We start from the raw sequence: 18,479 nt of genomic DNA, 5'->3' as shown, positions 1-18,479 counted from the left end.
TCACGAGGGGGATGGCATGGCCACCGTCGAACTTCGCTTCAGCGCCCTTCCCGAGCACGTCCGGACCGCGCGTCTGGTCGCGGCTGCCGTGGCACGGCGCGCGGGGGTGGACGAGGCCGTCCTCGACGAGGTGCGGCTCGCCGTCGGCGAGGCGTGCAGCCGGGCCGTGGGGCTGCACGAGAGCCACGGCATCGCGGCCCCGGTGCGGGTGGTGCTGATCGAGGACGAGAAGAAGTTCTCGATCGAGGTCGGCGACGAGGTGCCGGGCGCAGGCGGGTCCGCCGCGGGCGGCGCTGAGGCCGAGGGCGTCGGGGAGACCGACGCCGAGGGCGAGGACGAGATGGGCCTCGCGGTCATCAGCGGGCTCGTCGACGACGTCGAGGTGACCTCCGGCAAGAACGGCGGCCGCATCCGGATGAGCTGGCCCGCGCACCCGGCTCCGGTCGTCCTGCCGTAGGGCGGCCGTCGAACGAAGGCGGGCCGGCGGCCGTCGGCCTCCGGCCGACACCCGTACCCGCAAACGCACCCGCGCTCGCACTCGCCTGCACCCGCGGCTCGCGGTGCGCGGTCTGCGACCAGTGAGCCGTACGTACCCCGCAGTCAGGTCCCTGCGCCACCCGGTGTGCTCTTCCTGGCCTTTCCGCCTCTTGCAGGTGATGCGATCCGGACGTGATCTGACGGCGCGTCATCATCGCGAAGGAGGCTGGCGGCAGGCTGCCGAGGCGGTGTTCCGGCCCCTGGGCGAGGGGCGCAGGTGCCTCAATTCCCTCCCGTTTCACGGCGGTCACAGGCGGAGCGGGGTGCGGTGCGAGGTCTTTGAGCAGGGGGATCAGCAGGCCGATCGATGGTATCGAGAGATCATCTGTCCGGGGTCAGCGAATTACCCGGTTTCCTTCGTCCGGACGAATTCGGTGAGCCACCGGCCTTTTGATCTTCGCCGGGAGCAGGCGAATTCCCTTTGAGGCGCACTGTTTTGATCAACCGTCGCTCCCTACAATCCGTCCACATCTTGCTCAGGACGCCTGAGCGTGCTTCCGCGCGCCCATGTGCCATAACGTCAAGGAGGACGAATGGCGGGGCCTTACACCCCTCAGTTGATGGACACCCCCACTGTTCTGGCCGCACCCTCGCTCACCGCGGGCAACCGCGGCATCGTGCTGGTGATCGCCGTCGTCGCCCTCGCCGCCCTGGCGGTCGCGGCGGTGCTGGTACGCCAGGTGCTCGCGGCCGGTGAGGGAACCGACAGTATGAAGAAGATCGCGGCGGCGGTGCAGGAAGGCGCGAATGCCTACCTGGCACGGCAGTTGCGGACCCTCGGTGCATTCGCCGTCGTCGTGTTCTTCCTGCTCATGTTGCTGCCCGCGGACAATTGGTCGCAGCGGGCCGGACGCAGCGCCTTCTTCTTGATCGGCGCGGCATTCTCGGCGGCCACCGGCTATATCGGCATGTGGCTCGCGGTGCGCAGCAATGTGCGTGTGGCAGCTGCGGCCAGGGAAGCCACTCCGGAAGAAGGCGCGGCAGAGCAGAAGGATCTTACGGCGGTCGCCCACAAAGCGATGAAGATCGCTTTCCGAACCGGTGGCGTCGTCGGCATGTTCACCGTGGGCCTCGGCCTGCTCGGTGCGTCCTGTGTGGTGCTCGTCTACGCGGTGGACGCGCCGAAGGTGCTGGAGGGCTTCGGCCTCGGCGCCGCGCTGATCGCGATGTTCATGAGGGTCGGCGGCGGCATCTTCACCAAGGCCGCGGACGTCGGCGCGGACCTCGTGGGCAAGGTCGAGCAGGGCATCCCGGAGGACGACCCGCGCAACGCCGCCACCATCGCGGACAACGTCGGCGACAACGTGGGCGACTGCGCCGGCATGGCGGCCGACCTCTTCGAGTCGTACGCGGTGACGCTGGTCGCCGCGCTCATCCTGGGCACCGCGGCCTTCGGCGACGCCGGGCTGGCCTTCCCGCTGCTGGTGCCGGCCATCGGCGTGCTCACCGCGATGGTCGGCATCTTCGTCGTGGCGCCCCGGCGCCGGGACCGCAGCGGGATGACCGCCATCAACCGCGGCTTCTTCATCTCCGCCGGCATCTCGCTGGTCCTGGTGGCCGCCGCGGTCTTCACCTACCTGCCGTCCAGCTACCAGGACCTGAGCGGGGTCAGCGACCCGGAGATCCTGGGCCGTAGCGGCGACCCGCGGATCCTGGCGCTGGTCGCGGTCGCCGTCGGCATCGTGCTGGCCGCCCTGATCCAGCAGTTGACCGGCTACTTCACCGAGACCAACCGGCGGCCCGTCCGGGACATCGGCAAGACCTCGCTGACCGGGCCGGCCACCGTCGTGCTCTCCGGCATCTCGGTCGGCCTGGAGTCGGCGGTCTACTCGGCGGTGCTGATCGCGCTGGCGGTCTACGGGGCGTTCCTGCTGGGCGGCGCCTCGATCACGCTGGCGCTGTTCGCGGTGGCGCTGGCCGGGACCGGCCTGCTGACCACCGTCGGCGTGATCGTGGCGATGGACACCTTCGGTCCGGTCTCCGACAACGCGCAGGGCATCGCCGAGATGTCCGGCGACGTCACCGGGGACGGCGCGCAGGTGCTGACCGACCTGGACGCGGTGGGCAACACCACCAAGGCCATCACCAAGGGGATCGCCATCGCGACCGCGGTGCTGGCGGCGTCCGCGCTCTTCGGCTCGTACCGGGACGCGATCGCCAACGCCGTCCGGGAGGTCGGCCACGCGGCCGGCGGGCTGAGCCTGAGCCTGGACATCTCGCAGCCGAACAACCTGGTGGGCCTGGTCCTCGGGGCCTCGGTCGTCTTCCTGTTCTCCGGGCTGGCGATCAACGCGGTCTCGCGGTCGGCCGGGTCGGTGGTCTTCGAGGTGCGCCGGCAGTTCCGCGAGCGGCCGGGGATCATGGACTACACCGAGAAGCCCGAGTACGGGCGGGTGGTCGACATCTGCACCAAGGACGCGCTGCGCGAACTGGCCACGCCGGGGCTGCTGGCGGTGCTCACGCCCATCGCGGTCGGGTTCGCGCTGGGTGTCGGCGCGCTGGGGTCGTTCCTGGCCGGCGCGATCGGCACCGGCACGCTGATGGCGGTCTTCCTCGCCAACTCCGGTGGCGCGTGGGACAACGCCAAGAAGCTGGTCGAGGACGGCCACCACGGCGGCAAGGGCAGCGAGGCGCACGCGGCGACGGTCATCGGCGACACCGTCGGCGACCCGTTCAAGGACACCGCGGGCCCGGCGATCAACCCGCTGCTGAAGGTCATGAACCTCGTCGCGCTGCTGATCGCGCCGGCCGTGGTGAAGTTCTCGTACGGCCATGACAAGAGCCTCGGCGTGCGCGTCGCGGCCGCCGTGCTGGCGCTCGCCGTCATCGTCGTCGCGGTCTACGTCTCCAAGCGGCGCGGAATCGCCGTGGGTGACGAAGGCAACAACTCCGAGGATCCCGAAAGCGTCGCCAAGTCGACCGAGACGGCCGTGGCGTCCTGACGGGAGGGGCCGCCCCGACGGCCCGCGGACCGCTCAACGGGCGGGTGTACGGCGCTTTTTGTACGCGCCGGACACCCGCCCGCGGCGCGCCCGGCGGCGCTCGCGGTGCTTGATGCAAATGGCTGCAATGCGGGCCGGGGCGGATGCCCGACCCATGGGCGAAGCCGTTCGGACGTGTATGTTCCGGGGCCGAGAGCCATGGAAGGGACCAATCCGGTGAACAAGAAGCTTGTGGCTGCCCTGTCCGGCGGTGCCGCACTCCTGCTCGCGCTGACCGGTTGCAGCGAGGACAACACCAAGAAGCTCGACAACTGGGCGAAGTCGTTCTGCGACCCGGCCCAGGCTCCGTTCAAGCAGATCCAGGACGCCAACGCGGCGATGCAGACGGCCGACAGCGGCAACACGGACTCCAAGAAGGTCCAGCAGACCGATTCGGCGGCCTTCCAGAAGATCTCCGACGCCTACGGGCAGCTGGCCAAGTCCCTGGACAAGGCGGGGCCGCCGCCGGGCGAGGGCGGCGCGGACGCCCAGAAGAACGCGGTCAAGGAGCTCAACTCGCTCTCCGCGGGCTACAAGGACCTCAAGAAGCAGGTGGACGGCCTCGACACCGGGGACAAGCTGAAGTTCGCCGACGGACTGCGCAACCTCTCCAACGGCATCAACAAGCTCAACGCCAAGAGCGAACAGGCTTTCAAGAAGCTGGAGGCCGGCGACGTGGGCAAGGCGATGGCGCGGCAGAAGGGCTGCCAGAACCAGGGCGGCTCGGCCGGGCCGTCCGCGGCGCCGTCCAAGAGCGCCTAGCAGCGGCGGGCAGCGGCCCGGCGACGCGCCCGAAGTGGGGCGGGGCGCCGGGCCGTCGACGATTGTCGGTGGCAGGCCCGACAATGGAGGGGTGACGACGCACCTCCCCACCGCAGATGCCCAGGACCCCGAGAGCAGCGCCCGCACCGGCCGGCTGCGCGAGGCGCTGCTGGCCGCCGCCTTCACCGCCGACGGTCTGCTGGACCTGCTCGGCGCGCCCGCGTACGCCGCGCTGGCCCGTAGCGAGACCGTTCCCGCGCTGCGCGCGACCCGGGGCGGCGGGCCCCTGGAGACCCTGGTGCGGCTGTTCCTGCTGCAGTGCGCGGTGCCGGAGGCGCAGGCGGCCGCGGTGCTGCCGGTGGCCGACTGCCTCGCCGACGGCTGGCTGGTGCGGGACGGCGCCGAGCTGCGCGCCACGGTGGACGTGCGGCCGTACGGCGGCCCCGAGGGGCAGGACTGGTGGATCGTCTCCGACCTCGGCTGCGCGGTCGGCGGGGCCGGCGGCATCCGGGGCGCCGCGGCGGCGGACCGCGCCGAGCTGGTGCTCGGCGTCGGCGGGGCGTCCACGACCCTCGCCGGGATCACCGCCCGCCGCCCGGTCGCCAAGGCGCTCGACCTCGGCACGGGCTCCGGCATCCAGGCGCTGCACGCCGCGCAGCACGCCACCCGGGTCACCGCCACCGACCTCAACCCCCGGGCGCTGCGGATCGCCGCGCTGACGTTGGCGCTCTCCGGGGCCGCGCCGGCGGATCTGCGCGAGGGCTCGCTCTTCGAGCCGGTCGGCGAGGAGACCTACGACCTGATCGTCTCCAACCCGCCGTTCGTGATCTCGCCGGGCGCGCGGCTGACCTACCGGGACGGCGGGATGGGCGGCGACGACCTGTGCCGCACCCTCGTCCAGCAGGCCGCCGCCCACCTCAACGACGGCGGGTACTGCCAGCTGCTGGCCAACTGGCAGCATGTGGCAGGTGAGGAGTGGCAGGACCGGGTGCGCTCGTGGGTGCCGCGCGGCTGCGACGCCTGGATCGTGCAGCGCGAGGTGCAGGACGTCGCCCAGTACGCCGAGCTGTGGCTGCGCGACGGCGGCGACCACCGCGCCGGGCCGGAGGAGTACGCGGCGCGGTACGACGCCTGGCTGGAGGAGTTCGAGGCGCGCAAGACCAAGGCCGTCGGCTTCGGCTGGATCACGCTGCGCAAGTCCGGCGCCGCGGACCCGGCCGTCACGATCGAGGAATGGCCGCATCCGGTCGAACAGCCCCTGGGCCAGGCCGTGCTGAGCCACTTCGACCGGCAGGACTACCTGCGGGCCACCGACGACGCGGCGCTGCTGGCCGGGCGCTTCCGGCTGGTCGACGAGGTGGTGCAGGAGCAGGTCGGGCTGCCCGGCGCGGAGGACCCGGAGCATGTGGTGCTCCGTCAGAACCGCGGGATGCGGCGGGCCACGAAGGTGGACACGGTAGGCGCCGGCTTCGCGGGCGTCTGCGACGGGACGCTGACCGCCGGGCGGATCCTGGACGCCATCGCCCAGCTCGTCGGGGAGGACCCGGTGCTGCTGCGGGACCGCACACCGGCCTCGATCCGGGCGCTGGTCGAGCAGGGATTCCTGGAGCCGGTCGGCTGAGCCGAGGGGCGCGGCGGCGGCCTGCCCGGTCGGCCGCCGGCGGCGTTCGGGGTCAACTTCCGTCACGGAGGCGGGCGTTCGGTTTCGGCCAGTTCCGGTGAATTCGGCGGACAGTGCGGTGGAGTGGGAACCTCCGTGGACTGATGTCCGTATTCCAGAACGAAGGTCATCAACCGCCCATTGACCCATCAGTGAGGGATCCCAGATGAACCGTGCACTTCGTTACGCCGCCGTCGGGATGGTCACCGCCGCCCTGCTCACCGGCGGTTCGGCCGCCGCCTTCGCCGCGCCGCAGCAGGTCCACACGCCCGCCGCGGTCGTGGCCGCCGCGCCCGCGAAGGCGACGCTGACCGCCAAGGCCAGCGCGACGACGGTCAAGGCATGGCAGGAGTTCCGGATCACCGGCGCCACCAAGGGCCTCAAGCCGGGCGCCAAGGTCACGGTCCAGCAGAAGCAGCGCGCGAAGTGGGTGTCGCTGCCGGCCCAGGCGCCGGTCCACGCCGACGGGAGCTACGCGATACGCGTCAAGCTCGGCATCAAGGGCGTCAACGAGCTGCGGATCGCGTCCGGTGACGCCCTCTCCCCGGTGGTGAAGGTCACCGTCAGCTGACGCCGCAGGGCCCGGCCGTCAGCCGACGAGGCCGATGACGTTCCGGGCGATCATCCACACCGCGGCGATGCCGAGGACCACGGCATTGCCGCGGGCCGTCAGCTTCAGGGGGCGGCGCCGCCCCCGCAGCCCGGCGGCCAGCCAGCGCACCAGCACATACGCCAGGGCCGGGACGCCGAGGGCGAGCAGGACGGCGTTGTCGTCGAAGGCCGTGGCGACGTCGCCGTGCATCAGGTCGTACGCCATCCGCGTGCCGCCGCAGAACGGGCAGAGCAGGCCGGTCAGCATCCGGAAGGGGCAGGGGATCAGCAGCTGACCGGGCTGGTGCGGGTCGGTGTGCCAGAGGTAGACGGCGCCGAGCACGCCGGTGCCGAGCGCGAGGGACGCCTGGCGCAGGGTGCGCCGGCGCACCGCCGCGGGGCCGCCCGGCGGCACGGATCCGCCGGGGGGCGTCGGGGCGGTGCGGCCCGCGGGCTCGTCGGGGCTCACACGCTCAGCGACCTGGCGAAGTTGACCTGGTTCAGGACGAACATGACCTGCTCGCGCGACTGCACGGGGATCATCGTGGAGTGGTGCCGGCCGCCGCTGTTCACCGTGACCTGCACGAAGCCGGTCGTGGTGCGCTCCTTCATCAGCAGGAAGAGCAGCCCCAGCAGGCAGAAGAAGAAAAAGATGACGGCGAGGACGACGGCGTGCGAGGGCATCCGCTCCTCCGTGCGCGACATGTCGGTGGCCGTCCAGACCGCGCCCCTGAGGGGCATCGCGCCGACCGGCGTCATGATCGTGTCGCCGCTGACCGCGATGTCGCCGAGCGACAGCGTCGTACCGGGGGCCTGCGGCTGCGGGGGCGGGAAGCCGCCGGGCGGAGGCGGCGGGGCACCAGGCGCGAAGCCGGGCGGCGGTGGGGCGGCCTGCGGATAGCCGTAGCCGGGGTCCCCGGGGCGGCCGCCCTGCGGGTAGCCGTAGCCGGCGTCCGCGGGCCCGCCGCTCTCCGGGGTGGCGTACGGGTTCTGGCCGGGCTGGCCGGGCGGCTGCTCCGGTGGCGGTCCGGGATAGTGGTTCGCCATGGGTGTCGTTCCCCCCGAGAGTGCGTGACGTCGACGGCTGCCGGCCCACCCGGTGGGCCGTGCCACGTCCATCCTGCCAGTCCGCTCACCGGCCGTATCAAGGTGATGACGGCAATCGGAGCCGGTCTGTGACGGTTGCCGCACGAGCCGCGTCCGGCGGCCGTGGGGCGGGCGGGTGGCGGGCGGTTACGCTGCGAGACCGGTGGCAGGCCGGTGGCAGGCCGGGGGCGGTTGCCGGGCGGCGCCGGGCGGAGGCGGCGGAGCGGGAGTGCCGTGATCCATACGGGCCCCGTGGCGGGCCGCCGGGGAGGGGCCGGAGCGGTCGGGGCGGCGCGAAGGCATGTAGTCGGGTTACCGTTCGAGTGGCGTTGCGGGGTTTTTCCGTTTGACACGGGGGCGGGAGGTACCGTCACACTCCGCAGCGTCAAGCGTCACCGCAGTGCACCCCGGGCGTCCGGCCCGGGAGCGTTTCCAGCGTCGACCGGAGAGAAGAGCGAAGTTGTCCCCGACCAGCGAGACCGCAGAGGGCGGCGGCCGCCGACTCGTCATCGTCGAGTCGCCTGCCAAGGCGAAGACGATCAAGGGCTACCTCGGCCCCGGCTACGTGGTCGAGGCCAGCGTCGGGCACATCCGTGACCTCCCGAACGGCGCGGCCGAGGTCCCGGCGAAGTACAAGGGCGAGTCCTGGGCGCGCCTCGGTGTGAACGTCGACGCCGACTTCCAGCCGATCTACGTGGTCAACACCGACAAGAAGGACCAGGTCAAGAAGCTCAAGGCGCTGCTGGCCGAGTCCGACGAACTCTTCCTCGCCACCGATGAGGACCGCGAGGGCGAGGCCATCGCGTGGCACCTCCAGGAGATCCTCAAGCCGAAGGTCCCGGTCCACCGGATGGTCTTCCACGAGATCACCAAGGACGCCATCCGCGAGGCTGTCGCCAACCCCCGCGACCTCAACAAGAAGCTGGTCGACGCCCAGGAGACCCGCCGGATCCTCGACCGCCTCTACGGCTACGAGGTCTCCCCGGTGCTGTGGAAGAAGGTCATGCCCCGGCTGTCCGCCGGCCGGGTGCAGTCGGTGGCGACCCGGCTCGTCGTCGAGCGGGAGCGCGAGCGCATCGCCTTCCGATCCGCCGAGTACTGGGACCTGACCGGCACGTTCTCCACCGGCCGGGCCGGTGACGCCAGCGACCCGTCGACGCTGACCGCCCGCCTGAACACCGTCGACGGCCGCCGCGTCGCCCAGGGCCGCGACTTCGGCCCCAACGGGCAGCTCAAGAACGCCGACGTGCTGCACCTGGACGAGGCGAACGCCCGCGCGCTGGCCGCCGCCCTGGAGCAGACCGCCTTCTCGGTCCGCTCGGTCGAGTCCAAGCCGTACCGCCGCTCGCCGTACGCGCCGTTCCGGACGACCACCCTCCAGCAGGAGGCCAGCCGCAAGCTCGGTTTCGGCGCCAAGGCCACCATGCAGGTCGCGCAGAAGCTGTACGAGAACGGCTTCATCACCTATATGCGTACGGACTCCACCACGCTCTCGGACACCGCGGTCGCCGCGGCCCGGGCGCAGGTGACGCAGCTGTACGGCGCCGGGTACCTCCCCGACAAGCCGCGCACGTACGCCGGCAAGGTCAAGAACGCGCAGGAGGCGCACGAGGCGATCCGCCCCTCCGGCGACCGCTTCCGCACGCCTGCCGAGACCGGGCTGACCGGCGACCAGTTCCGGCTCTACGAGCTGATCTGGAAGCGGACCGTCGCCTCCCAGATGAAGGACGCGACCGGCAACTCCGTCACCGTCAAGATCGGCGGACAGGCCGCGGACGGCCGGGACGCCGAGTTCAGCGCGTCCGGCAAGACCATCACCTTCCACGGCTTCCTCAAGGCGTACGTCGAGGGTGCCGACGACCCGAACGCCGAGCTGGACGACCGCGAGCGGCGGCTGCCGCAGGTCGCCGAGGGCGACGCGCTGGCCGCGCAGGAGATCACCGCAGACGGCCACGCCACCAAGCCGCCCGCCCGCTACACCGAGGCCACGCTGGTCAAGGAGCTGGAGGAGCGGGAGATCGGCCGCCCGTCGACGTACGCGTCGATCATCGGCACGATCCTGGACCGCGGCTACGTCTTCAAGAAGGGCACCGCGCTCGTCCCGTCGTTCCTCTCCTTCGCCGTGGTCAACCTCCTGGAGAAGCACTTCGGCCGGCTCGTCGACTACGACTTCACCGCCAAGATGGAGGACGACCTCGACCGCATCGCCCGCGGCGAGGCGCAGGCCGTGCCGTGGCTGCGGCGCTTCTACTTCGGCGAGGGCGCAGGCGCCGGCGGGGGTGGCGCGGCGGACGCCGGGAACGGCGACGGCGACCACCTCGGCGGCCTGAAGGAGCTGGTCACGGACCTGGGCGCGATCGACGCCCGGGAGATCTCGTCGTTCCCGGTGGGCAGCGGCATCACGCTGCGGGTCGGCCGCTACGGCCCGTACGTCGAGCGCGGCGAGAAGGACGAGGAGGGCCACCAGCGGGCCGACGTCCCCGACGACCTGGCGCCCGACGAGCTGACCGTGGAGTACGCCGAGGAGCTGCTGGCCAAGCCGAGCGGCGACTACGAGCTGGGCATGGACCCGGAGTCCGGGCACCAGATCGTGGCGAAGGACGGCCGCTACGGCCCGTACGTCACCGAGGTGCTGCCCGAGGGCACCCCGAAGACCGGCAAGAACGCGGTCAAGCCGCGCACCGCCTCGCTCTTCAAGTCGATGTCCCTGGACACCGTGACCCTGGCGGACGCGCTCAAGCTGATGTCGCTGCCGCGGGTCGTCGGCGCCGACGCCGAGGGCGTGGAGATCACCGCGCAGAACGGCCGCTACGGCCCGTACCTCAAGAAGGGCACCGACTCGCGTTCCCTGGAGCGCGAGGAGCAGCTCTTCACGATCACCCTCGACGAGGCGCTGGCGATCTACGCGCAGCCCAAGCAGCGCGGCCGGGCCGCCGCCAAGCCGCCGCTGAAGGAGCTGGGCACGGACCCGGTGAGCGGCAAGCCGGTGGTGGTCAAGGACGGCCGGTTCGGCGCGTACGTCACCGACGGCGAGACCAACGCGACGCTGCGGCGGGACGACGACGTCGAGACGATCACGCCCGAGCGCGGCTACGAGCTGCTGGCGGAGAAGCGCGCCAAGGGGCCGGCGAAGAAGACCGCCAAGAAGGCGGCCAAGAAGGCGCCGGCCAAGAAGACGGCCGCGAAGAAGACGGCCGCCAAGAAGACCGCCGCCAAGAAGACGGCGGCGACGAAGACCGCGGCGACGAAGAAGACGGCGGCGAAGAAGACCGCCGCGAAGAAGACCGCGGCGACGGCGGCGAAGAAGACCGCGGGCCCGGCCGAGGACTGAGCCGCCCGGACCGTGCCTGCCCGGCGCGGTCGGGCGCGGCACAAGGGCGGGCCGGCGGACACGCTCCGCCGGCCCGCCCTTTCACGCTCCGTGTGGCCGCCCGTTTGTTCGGGCAGGCGCCCGGTGGAGTGTTCCGTCCCGATAGGCTGGCGAGATGACGCGTGCCGAGCAGCCAACGGTCGTGACCCCCACATCAGACGCCCTCGCAGCCGATTCCCGCGAGCGCGCCGTACGTGCCCTGCTCCGCTTCCCCCCACTGAAGCGGTTGTGGAGCGCCCAGTTCGTCGGGGGTATCGGCGATGCCCTGTCCTTGCTTGTCCTGGTGGTCCTCGCCCTACAGGCGGCGCTTTACGTACCGCTGGGCGGCCAGGCCGTGTTCGGCGGCGGCTATCGAGGCGCCGCCCTCGCGGTGACCGCCGTCTTCGGCGTGCGGATGCTGGCCACGCTGCTCTTCGGCGCCGTCCTGCTCGGCCCGCTGTCCGCGCTCACGGCGCCCGGCGGACCGCTGGACCGCCGCTGGACGATGATCGCCGCGGACGGTCTGCGGCTCGCGCTGCTGGTCGTCGCCCCCCTGTGGATCGACTGGACGCCGACCAGCGCGCTGGCCTGGCTGCTGGTGACGGTCTTCGTCAGCGGCGTCGCCGAGCGTTTCTGGACCGTGGCCCGGGAGAGCGCCGCGCCGGCCCTGCTGCCCGCGCCGCCCCCGGAGGGCGCCGCCGTGCGGCCGCTGCCCGACAACATGGACGCGCTGCGCCGGCTGTCGCTGCGCACCGGCTTCGTCGCGCTGCCGATCGCGGCCGCCGCCCTGCTGGTGTGCGCCCTGGCCGGGAGGCTGCTGGGGGCCGGCGTGGAGTGGTTCCACCTGCACCAGGTGGCCCTGGGCTCGTACGTTGCCGCCGGGCTGTTCGCCGCGTCGGTCTCGATCCTCTACTTCATCGAGCTGCCCGACGGGGCCACGCCGCGGCCGCGCTCTCCCCTGGAGGGCCTGCGCCGGCCGAAGTCCGCCTCGGCGACGGCCAAGACGGGCGGTGCGCCCGAGCGGGGCCGCACCGGCGCGATTCCGCTGCTGGTGGCGGCCTGTGCGGCGGTGGCCGGCGCGATCGCCGCGGCCGCCGCGGTCTCCGTCCTGCACGCCGCCGACCTGGGCGCCGGGCCGGCCGGCTACGCGCTGCTGGTGCTCGCGCTGACCGGCGGCACGGCCGTCGGCATCCGCGGCGCCCGCAGGGTGCTGCCCGGATTCTCCCGGCGCCGGCTGCTCGCCCTGGCGGTCGCCACCACCGGTCTGCTGCTGCTGGCCATGGGGCTGGTGCCGGACACCACGTCGGTGCTGGTGCTCGCGCTGCTGGCCGGGATGAGCGCCGGCATCGCCGCCAATACGGGCCATGTGCTGCTGGACCAGGAGACGGAGCCGGCCCACACCGCGCGCACGACCGAGCACCTCCAGGCCGTCGTCCGGCTCGCCATCGGGCTGGCCGCCGTCGTCGCGCCCCTGCTGGCCGGGATCATCGGCCGGCACCAGATCGGCAGCGGCGCCTTCGTCTTCGCGCACGGCGGTGCCGCGTTCACCCTGATGCTGGTCGGCGCGCTGCTGCTGCCGGTCGCCGCCTGGGTGCTGGGCCGGACCGACGACCGGCAGGGCGTCCCGTTCCGGCACGACCTGCGGGAGGCGGTGCGCGGCGGCGACCCGGCGCAGGCCACCGCGGCCACCGGCTTCTTCATCGCCTTGGAGGGCGGCGACGGGGCCGGGAAGTCCACCCAGGTCGAGGCGCTCGCGGAGTGGATCCGCGGCAAGGGCCACGAGGTCGTGGTGACCCGGGAGCCGGGCGCCACCGCCATCGGCAAGCGGCTGCGCTCGATCATCCTGGACGTGTCCACGTCCGGGCTCTCCGACCGCGCCGAGGCGCTGATGTTCGCCGCCGACCGCGCCGAGCACGTCGACAGCGTCGTCCGGCCGGCGCTGGCCCGCGGCGCGGTGGTGATCACCGACCGCTACATCGACTCGTCGGTGGCCTACCAGGGCGCGGGCCGCAACCTCGCGCCCACCGAGATCGCCCGCATCAACCGCTGGGCGACCGGCGGCCTGGTCCCGCATCTGACCGTCCTGCTGGACATCGCCCCGGACGCGGCCCGCGAGCGCTTCACCGAGGCGCCGGACCGCATGGAGTCCGAGCCGGCCGAGTTCCACGAGCGGGTGCGCAGCGGCTTCCTCACCCTGGCCGCCGCAGACCCCGCGCGCTATGTGGTCGTCGACGCGGCCCAGGACCCGGAGGCCGTCACCACCGTCCTGCGCCACCGGCTCGACCAGGTCCTCCCGCTCTCCGAGGCCGAGATCAAGGCCCGGGACGAGGCCCGCAAGGCGGCCGAGGAGGAGGCCCGCCGCAAGGCCGAGGAGGAGGCCGCGCGCAAGGCGGAGGAGGAGCGCCGGGAGCGCGAGCGCCAGGAGCAGCTGGCCAAGTTGCGCGCCGAGGAAGAGGAGCGCAAGCGGCAGGAGGCCGAGGAGGCCCGGGCCCGGGAGGCCGCCCGCCAGGCCGAGGAGGCCCGTAAGCGCGCCGAGGAGGCCCGCCAGGCCGCCGAGGAGGAGCGCAAGCGGCGCGAGGCGGAGGAGAAGGCCCGCCGGGCCGAGCAGGAGCGGCTCCGCAAGGAGCACGAGGAGCAGGCGCGGCTGCGCCGGGAGGCCGAGGAACGCCGCCTGGAGAAGCAGCGCAAGGCCGAGGAGGCGCTGCTGCGCGCCGAGCAGGCCCGGATCGCGGCGGCCGAGGCGGCGGCTGCGGCCGAGGCGACGGCCAAGGCGGCGGCTGCCGAGTCGGCCGAGGCGCCGACCGCCGAGACGGATGTGACGCAGCTGCGGAAGCGGATGGCGGTGGAGGGCGACTCGGGGACGGAGGCCGACGGTGGCTCCGGCTCCGGGGCTTCCGGTGGCTCCGGTTCCGCTGGCTCTGGCTCTTCCGGCTCCTCCGGTTCCGGTCCGGACCCGGACAGCGAGCGGACGGCGGCGCTGCCGCGGCCCGAGCCGCGGGACGCGCACGGCGCGGCGGACGAGACGGCGGTCCTGCCTGTACGGGACGGTGCCCGGGACGCCCGCCGGGGAGGCGGCGCGGACTCCGAGGAGACCGCCGTGCTGCCGCCCGTCCGGGAGGACGACCCGGCGGACCGGGTGCCGCCGTGGATGTTCGCCCAGGAGAACGGCCCGGCCGGAAACGCCGGAGCCGCCGAGAGCCGCACCGAGCGGACCCGCGAACTCCCGCAGATCGACCCGGAGACCGGCCGCCCGGTGGAGCCCCCGCGGCGCGGGCGCCCCCGCCCCGAATGGGCGGAGGAGACCCCGCTGGACGACCTGCCGTCGCTCGCCGACGAACTCCTCGGCCCGCACGACGACGCCGACCACGGCACGGGCGGCAACGGCCGCCGCCGGGGCCGGCGCGGCTGACGGGGCCCGGCCCGGACCCGGAGCGAACGGCCGTGGCCGCAGCGCGAGTGTGCTGTGGCCACGGCCGTTCGCGCGTCCGTCCCGGGCGCGGGACGGATTGTCAGTGGGGTGCACCACAATGGGTGGGGCACGGGGCGTTACGGACGGGCGCAACAGACGGGCGCGACGGACGGACGTGGCAGACGCGCCCGACGGAGGCGTCCGGGCCGACCGGCCGACCGAGCAGTAGCAGCAGTACACGCGCGGGGCGCGCTCCGAGGTGCCCGCCGCGCACCACACGCGGAACGGACAGGACAGGACGGCAGCAGCGATGGCGGTATGGGACGACGTGGTCGGCCAGGAGCGGGTGACGGCGCAGCTCGCCGCTGCCGCACGCGACGCGGACGCCGTCGTGGCCGCCGAGGCCGCCGCCCGGGAGGCGGCGGCCGGCGAGGTGGCCGCGGCCGCGGCGGAGCGAACGGGCTCCCAGATGACGCACGCCTGGCTGTTCACGGGCCCGCCCGGATCCGGCCGGGCCGCCGCCGCGCGCGCCTTCGCCGCCGCCCTCCAATGTGTCAGCCCGGACCGCGCCCTCGGCGGCGCCCCCGGCTGCGGTTTCTGCGACGGCTGCCACACCACCCTCATCGGCACCCACGCCGACGTCGAGATCGTCCGCACGGACCTGCTCTCCATCGGCGTCAAGGAGACCCGCGACCTGGTCCGCCGGGCCTCGCTCTCCCCGGCCGGCGGCCGCTGGCAGGTGATCGTCCTGGAGGACGCCGACCGCCTCACCGAGGGCGCGGGCAACGTCCTGCTCAAGGCCGTCGAGGAGCCCGCCCCCCGCACGGTCTGGCTCCTGTGCGCCCCCTCCATCGAGGACGTCCTCCCCACCATCCGCTCCCGCTGCCGCCACCTCTCGCTGCGTACGCCCCCGGTCGCCGCGGTCGCCGACGTCCTCGTCCGCCGCGACGGCATCGACCCGGAGGCCGCCGACCGTGCCGCCCGCGCCACCCAGGGGCACATCGACCGGGCCCGCCGGCTCGCCACCGACGAGCGGGCCCGGGCCCGCCGGGCGGCCGTCCTGAAGCTCCCGCTCCGCGTCGACGACATCGTCGGTTGTCTGAAAGCCGCACAGGAGCTGATCGACGCCGCCGGCGAGGACGCCAAGCAGGTCGCCGAGGAGATCGACGCCAAGGAGACCGAGGAGCTGCGCGCCGCCCTCGGGGCCGCGGCCGGCACCGGTGGGCGGCTGCCTCGCGGCACCGCGGGCGCCATGAAGGAGCTCCAGGACAAGCAGAAGCGCCGCGCCACCCGCACCCAGCGCGACAGCCTCGACCTCGCCCTGGTCGACCTCACCGCCTTCTACCGCGACGTCCTCGCCCTCCAGATGGGCGCCACCGTCCCGCTCGCCAACGACGAGGTCGGCGACGGCCTCCGGCGCATCGCCGGCAACTCCACCCCCGAGCGCACCCTGCGCCGCATAGAAGCGGTGATCGCCTGCCGGGAGGCCCTGGAGCGCAATGTCGCCCCGCTGCTCGCCGTCGAGGCCATGACGGTCGCGCTCCGGGCGGGCTGAGCGCCCCACCGTCGGCTCACCACCCGTGCGATCACCGCGCACAGTACGTGGGGATATGGATACGCTCCGTAGGTGACCCGGAAAATCCGTAGGTGACCCGGAAGGAGTCGGGAAACCGGGAGCCGGAAGCCGGGAGCGCACCGCCGAGGAGCACACCGCACCGAGGAGCCACCGCCGCCAGGAACGCCACACAGGCCACCACCGGGAAGACTCCCACCTGGTACCGACACCAAGGGACCGCCATGCCGCCCAGCCGCCTGTTCCGCTCCACCACGACCGCTGCCGCCGCTGCCACCGCGGCCCTCGCCCTGCTGATCTCCGGCTGTTCGTCGGGGACGTCGTCCGCCCCCGGTGGCGCCGGTTCGTCGGGCCGCTCCACGGAGGCCGGCGCCGACCGCCCGGCGTCGGCCACCCCCCTGGCGCCGCTCCCGACGGCCATCCCCGCCGAACTCCGCCCGTATTACGACCAGAAGCTGAGCTGGCACGACTGTGGTGTGGCGGGCTTCCAGTGCGCCACGATGAAGGCGCCCCTGGACTACACCAAGCCCAGCCCGGCCACCGACCTGAAGCTGGCGGTGGCCCGCAAGCAGGCCACCGGCCCCGGCACCCGGCTCGGCTCCCTGATGGTCAACCCGGGTGGCCCCGGCGGCTCGGCGATCGACTACCTCCAGCAGTACGCGCCCCAGCCGGCCGCGGTCCGGGCGCGGTACGACATGGTCGCCATGGACCCGCGCGGGGTGGCCCGCAGCGAACCGGTCGAATGCCTCACCGACCGCCAGATGGACCGCTTCACCCAGACCGACACCACCCCCGACGCCCCCGCCGAGGTCAACCAGCTCGTCACCGCCGACCGCGACTTCGCCAAGGGCTGCGAGGACCGCTCCGGCAAGCTGCTGCCGCACGTCTCCACCATCGAGGCGGCCCGCGACATGGACGTCCTGCGCGCCGTCCTCGGCGACAAGCGGCTGACCTACGTCGGCGCCTCCTACGGCACCTTCCTCGGCGCGACCTACGCCGGCCTCTTCCCGTCCCGCTCCGGCCGCCTGGTCCTCGACGGCGCGATGGACCCGTCGCTGGACTCCCGCGCCATCAACCTCCAGCAGGCCGCCGGCTTCAACACCGCCTTCACCGCGTTCGCCGCCGACTGCGTGAAGAAGAAGGACTGCCCGCTCGGCAGCAAGAGCACCGAGGACGCCGGCCGACAGCTCTCCGCCCTCTTCAAGAAGCTGGACGCCCACCCGATCGACACCGGCCAGGACCGCAAGCTCACCGAGTCCCTCGCCACCACCGGCGTCATCGCCGCGATGTACGACCAGGGCGCCTGGCCCCTGCTGCGCCAGTCCATCGCCCAGGCCCGGGCCGGCAACGGCCGCGGACTGCTCGCCCTCTCCGACAGCTACTACGAGCGCGACGCCTCGGGCCACTACGCCAACCAGATGTACGCCAACCCGGCCGTCAACTGCCTCGACCTGCCGGCCCCCTTCACCGGCCCCGACCAGGTCCGCGCCGCCCTGCCCGCCTTCCGCAAGGCGTCCCCGGTCTTCGGCGACAACTTCGCCTGGGCCGCCCTGAGCTGCGCCTACTGGCCGGTCAAGGCCACCGGCACGACCCACCGCATCGAGGCCAAGGGCGCCGACCCGATCGTCGTCGTCGGCACCACCCGCGACCCGGCCACCCCGTACACCTGGGCCAAGGGCCTGGCCGCCCAGCTCTCCAGCGGCACCCTCCTGACCTACGTCGGCGACGGCCACACCGCCTACGGCCGCGGCAGCGACTGCATCGACACCGCCATCAACACCTACCTCCTCGAAGGCGCCCCACCCGCCAAGAACAAGCGCTGCACGTGACCCGCCCCACACCCGCCCCCACCCCCACCGAGCCCCTCCAGAACCGAGTACAGAGCACCCCCCGCTCCTGTGTAGACTGGGCCGCGCACCACGCCGCCTTAGCTCAGTTGGCCAGAGCAACGCACTCGTAATGCGTAGGTCTCGGGTTCGAATCCCGAAGGCGGCTCAGATGAAGCCCAGGTCGGACATTGTCCGGTCTGGGCTTTTCTTTGGGTTGGGTCTGGGGCTGGAGTCTGGGGCCGGAGCGCGATCTGATCGGCGGTCGTTTCTGCGTGCTCTTTACGAGGGCGATGCGAGCGCATGGGGGGGCAGCGGGGGTGTTGCGTTCGGGGAAGGTGCTGGAGGTCAGGGAGCGGAAGGGGCCGACTTGACGGCTGTTCCTCGCATTCGGGTTCGGGGGCGCGCTCGACGGTGGCGCCGTGGTGGAGTGCGATGCCCTGGTGCCCCAGGCAGACTCCGAGGAGGGGCAGGTGGCAGTGGTTGACCAGCTCTCGGCAGTTGCCGAAGTCGGCTTCACGGGCGGGGGTTCCCGGGCCGGGGGAGAGGACCACGTTGTCGAAGCCGGCGAGCCGGTCGGGCCGCCAGGACCGGTCGTCGTCGCCGATCACCGTCGGCTCCGTCCCGTTCACCCGGGCCCGGAGGCGGAAGAGGTTGTGGGTGAAGGAGTCGTGGTTGTCGTCGATCAGTGTGCGCGCGACGGCT

11 protein-coding genes, 1 tRNA gene and 1 pseudogene are annotated in these 18,479 nt (G+C 73.0%); 10 read left to right on the top strand and 3 right to left on the bottom strand.

Annotated features, from left to right (window positions below):
• Positions 1-16 precede the first annotated feature (16 nt).
• The 5 genes from B073_RS0102425 (at position 17) to B073_RS0102405 (ending at position 6,511) form a co-directional block, all read left to right on the top strand.
• Positions 17-457 carry an ATP-binding protein gene (locus B073_RS0102425; protein ID WP_018536501.1) on the top strand — a complete coding sequence of 147 codons (441 nt, stop codon included), beginning with the start codon at positions 17-19 and terminating at the stop codon, positions 455-457.
• A gap of 613 nt (positions 458-1,070) precedes the next feature.
• Complete coding sequence (locus tag B073_RS0102420; protein ID WP_026246977.1) at positions 1,071-3,479, top strand: sodium-translocating pyrophosphatase; 2,409 nt, start codon at positions 1,071-1,073, stop codon at positions 3,477-3,479.
• A 216-nt stretch (positions 3,480-3,695) separates the two neighbouring features.
• The gene (locus B073_RS0102415; RefSeq protein ID WP_018536499.1) at positions 3,696-4,280 is read left to right on the top strand and encodes a hypothetical protein; all 585 of its coding nucleotides are present in this window, start codon (positions 3,696-3,698) and stop codon (positions 4,278-4,280) included.
• A 91-nt stretch (positions 4,281-4,371) separates the two neighbouring features.
• On the top strand, positions 4,372-5,901 hold the full coding sequence (locus B073_RS0102410) for a DUF7059 domain-containing protein (protein ID WP_018536498.1): 1,530 nt from the start codon (positions 4,372-4,374) through the stop codon (positions 5,899-5,901).
• Between the two features lie 205 nt (positions 5,902-6,106).
• Complete coding sequence (locus B073_RS0102405) at positions 6,107-6,511, top strand: hypothetical protein (protein ID WP_018536497.1); 405 nt, start codon at positions 6,107-6,109, stop codon at positions 6,509-6,511.
• Between the two features lie 18 nt (positions 6,512-6,529).
• On the opposite strand, the gene B073_RS0102400 is transcribed toward B073_RS0102405, so the two are convergent.
• Entirely contained in the window at positions 6,530-7,000 is a 471-nt protein-coding gene (locus B073_RS0102400) for a DUF2752 domain-containing protein (protein WP_018536496.1), read from the bottom strand.
• Positions 6,997-7,578: a hypothetical protein gene (locus B073_RS0102395; RefSeq protein WP_018536495.1), complete on the bottom strand. Its 582-nt coding sequence runs from the start codon at positions 7,576-7,578 to the stop codon at positions 6,997-6,999. The genes B073_RS0102400 and B073_RS0102395 overlap by 4 nt, the downstream gene beginning before the upstream one ends.
• Positions 7,579-8,077: 499 nt before the next feature.
• Between B073_RS0102395 and topA the strand changes: the two genes are divergently transcribed.
• The 5 genes from topA to B073_RS0102370 all read left to right on the top strand — a co-directional run bounded on the left by topA (position 8,078) and on the right by B073_RS0102370 (position 17,943).
• On the top strand, positions 8,078-10,948 hold the full coding sequence (topA, locus tag B073_RS0102390) for a type I DNA topoisomerase (RefSeq protein ID WP_018536494.1): 2,871 nt from the start codon (positions 8,078-8,080) through the stop codon (positions 10,946-10,948).
• 154 nt (positions 10,949-11,102) lie between these two features.
• Positions 11,103-14,375 carry a dTMP kinase gene (tmk, locus tag B073_RS0102385; protein ID WP_026246976.1) on the top strand — a complete coding sequence of 1,091 codons (3,273 nt, stop codon included), beginning with the start codon at positions 11,103-11,105 and terminating at the stop codon, positions 14,373-14,375.
• A gap of 310 nt (positions 14,376-14,685) precedes the next feature.
• Complete coding sequence (locus B073_RS0102380) at positions 14,686-15,930, top strand: DNA polymerase III subunit delta' (RefSeq protein ID WP_018536492.1); 1,245 nt, start codon at positions 14,686-14,688, stop codon at positions 15,928-15,930.
• A gap of 242 nt (positions 15,931-16,172) precedes the next feature.
• A complete protein-coding gene (locus B073_RS0102375) occupies positions 16,173-17,777 on the top strand; it encodes an alpha/beta hydrolase (protein ID WP_018536491.1) in 1,605 nt (534 codons plus the stop codon).
• A 92-nt stretch (positions 17,778-17,869) separates the two neighbouring features.
• Positions 17,870-17,943, top strand: a tRNA-Thr gene (locus tag B073_RS0102370).
• 238 nt (positions 17,944-18,181) lie between these two features.
• On the opposite strand, the pseudogene B073_RS48680 reads toward B073_RS0102370, so the two are convergent.
• Positions 18,182-18,460, bottom strand: a pseudogene (locus tag B073_RS48680) (glutamine amidotransferase-related protein); the annotation flags it as partial.
• Between the last annotated feature and the right edge of the window lie 19 nt (positions 18,461-18,479).

It is taken from the genome of Streptomyces sp. MspMP-M5, assembly GCF_000373585.1.
Taxonomy (GTDB): domain Bacteria; phylum Actinomycetota; class Actinomycetes; order Streptomycetales; family Streptomycetaceae; genus Streptomyces.
Note: the sequence above shows the minus strand (reverse complement) of the source record. Positions and strands in the feature narration are given on the sequence as shown.

Coding starts and splice junctions, on each gene's coding strand:
- B073_RS0102425 (WP_018536501.1), top strand. CDS start 17: ATGGCCACCGTCGAACTTCGCTTCAGCGCCCTTCCCGAGCACGTCCGG.
- B073_RS0102420 (WP_026246977.1), top strand. CDS start 1,071: ATGGCGGGGCCTTACACCCCTCAGTTGATGGACACCCCCACTGTTCTG.
- B073_RS0102405 (WP_018536497.1), top strand. CDS start 6,107: ATGAACCGTGCACTTCGTTACGCCGCCGTCGGGATGGTCACCGCCGCC.
- B073_RS0102395 (WP_018536495.1), bottom strand. CDS start 7,578: ATGGCGAACCACTATCCCGGACCGCCACCGGAGCAGCCGCCCGGCCAG.
- tmk (WP_026246976.1), top strand. CDS start 11,103: ATGACGCGTGCCGAGCAGCCAACGGTCGTGACCCCCACATCAGACGCC.
- B073_RS0102380 (WP_018536492.1), top strand. CDS start 14,686: ATGGCGGTATGGGACGACGTGGTCGGCCAGGAGCGGGTGACGGCGCAG.
- B073_RS0102375 (WP_018536491.1), top strand. CDS start 16,173: ATGCCGCCCAGCCGCCTGTTCCGCTCCACCACGACCGCTGCCGCCGCT.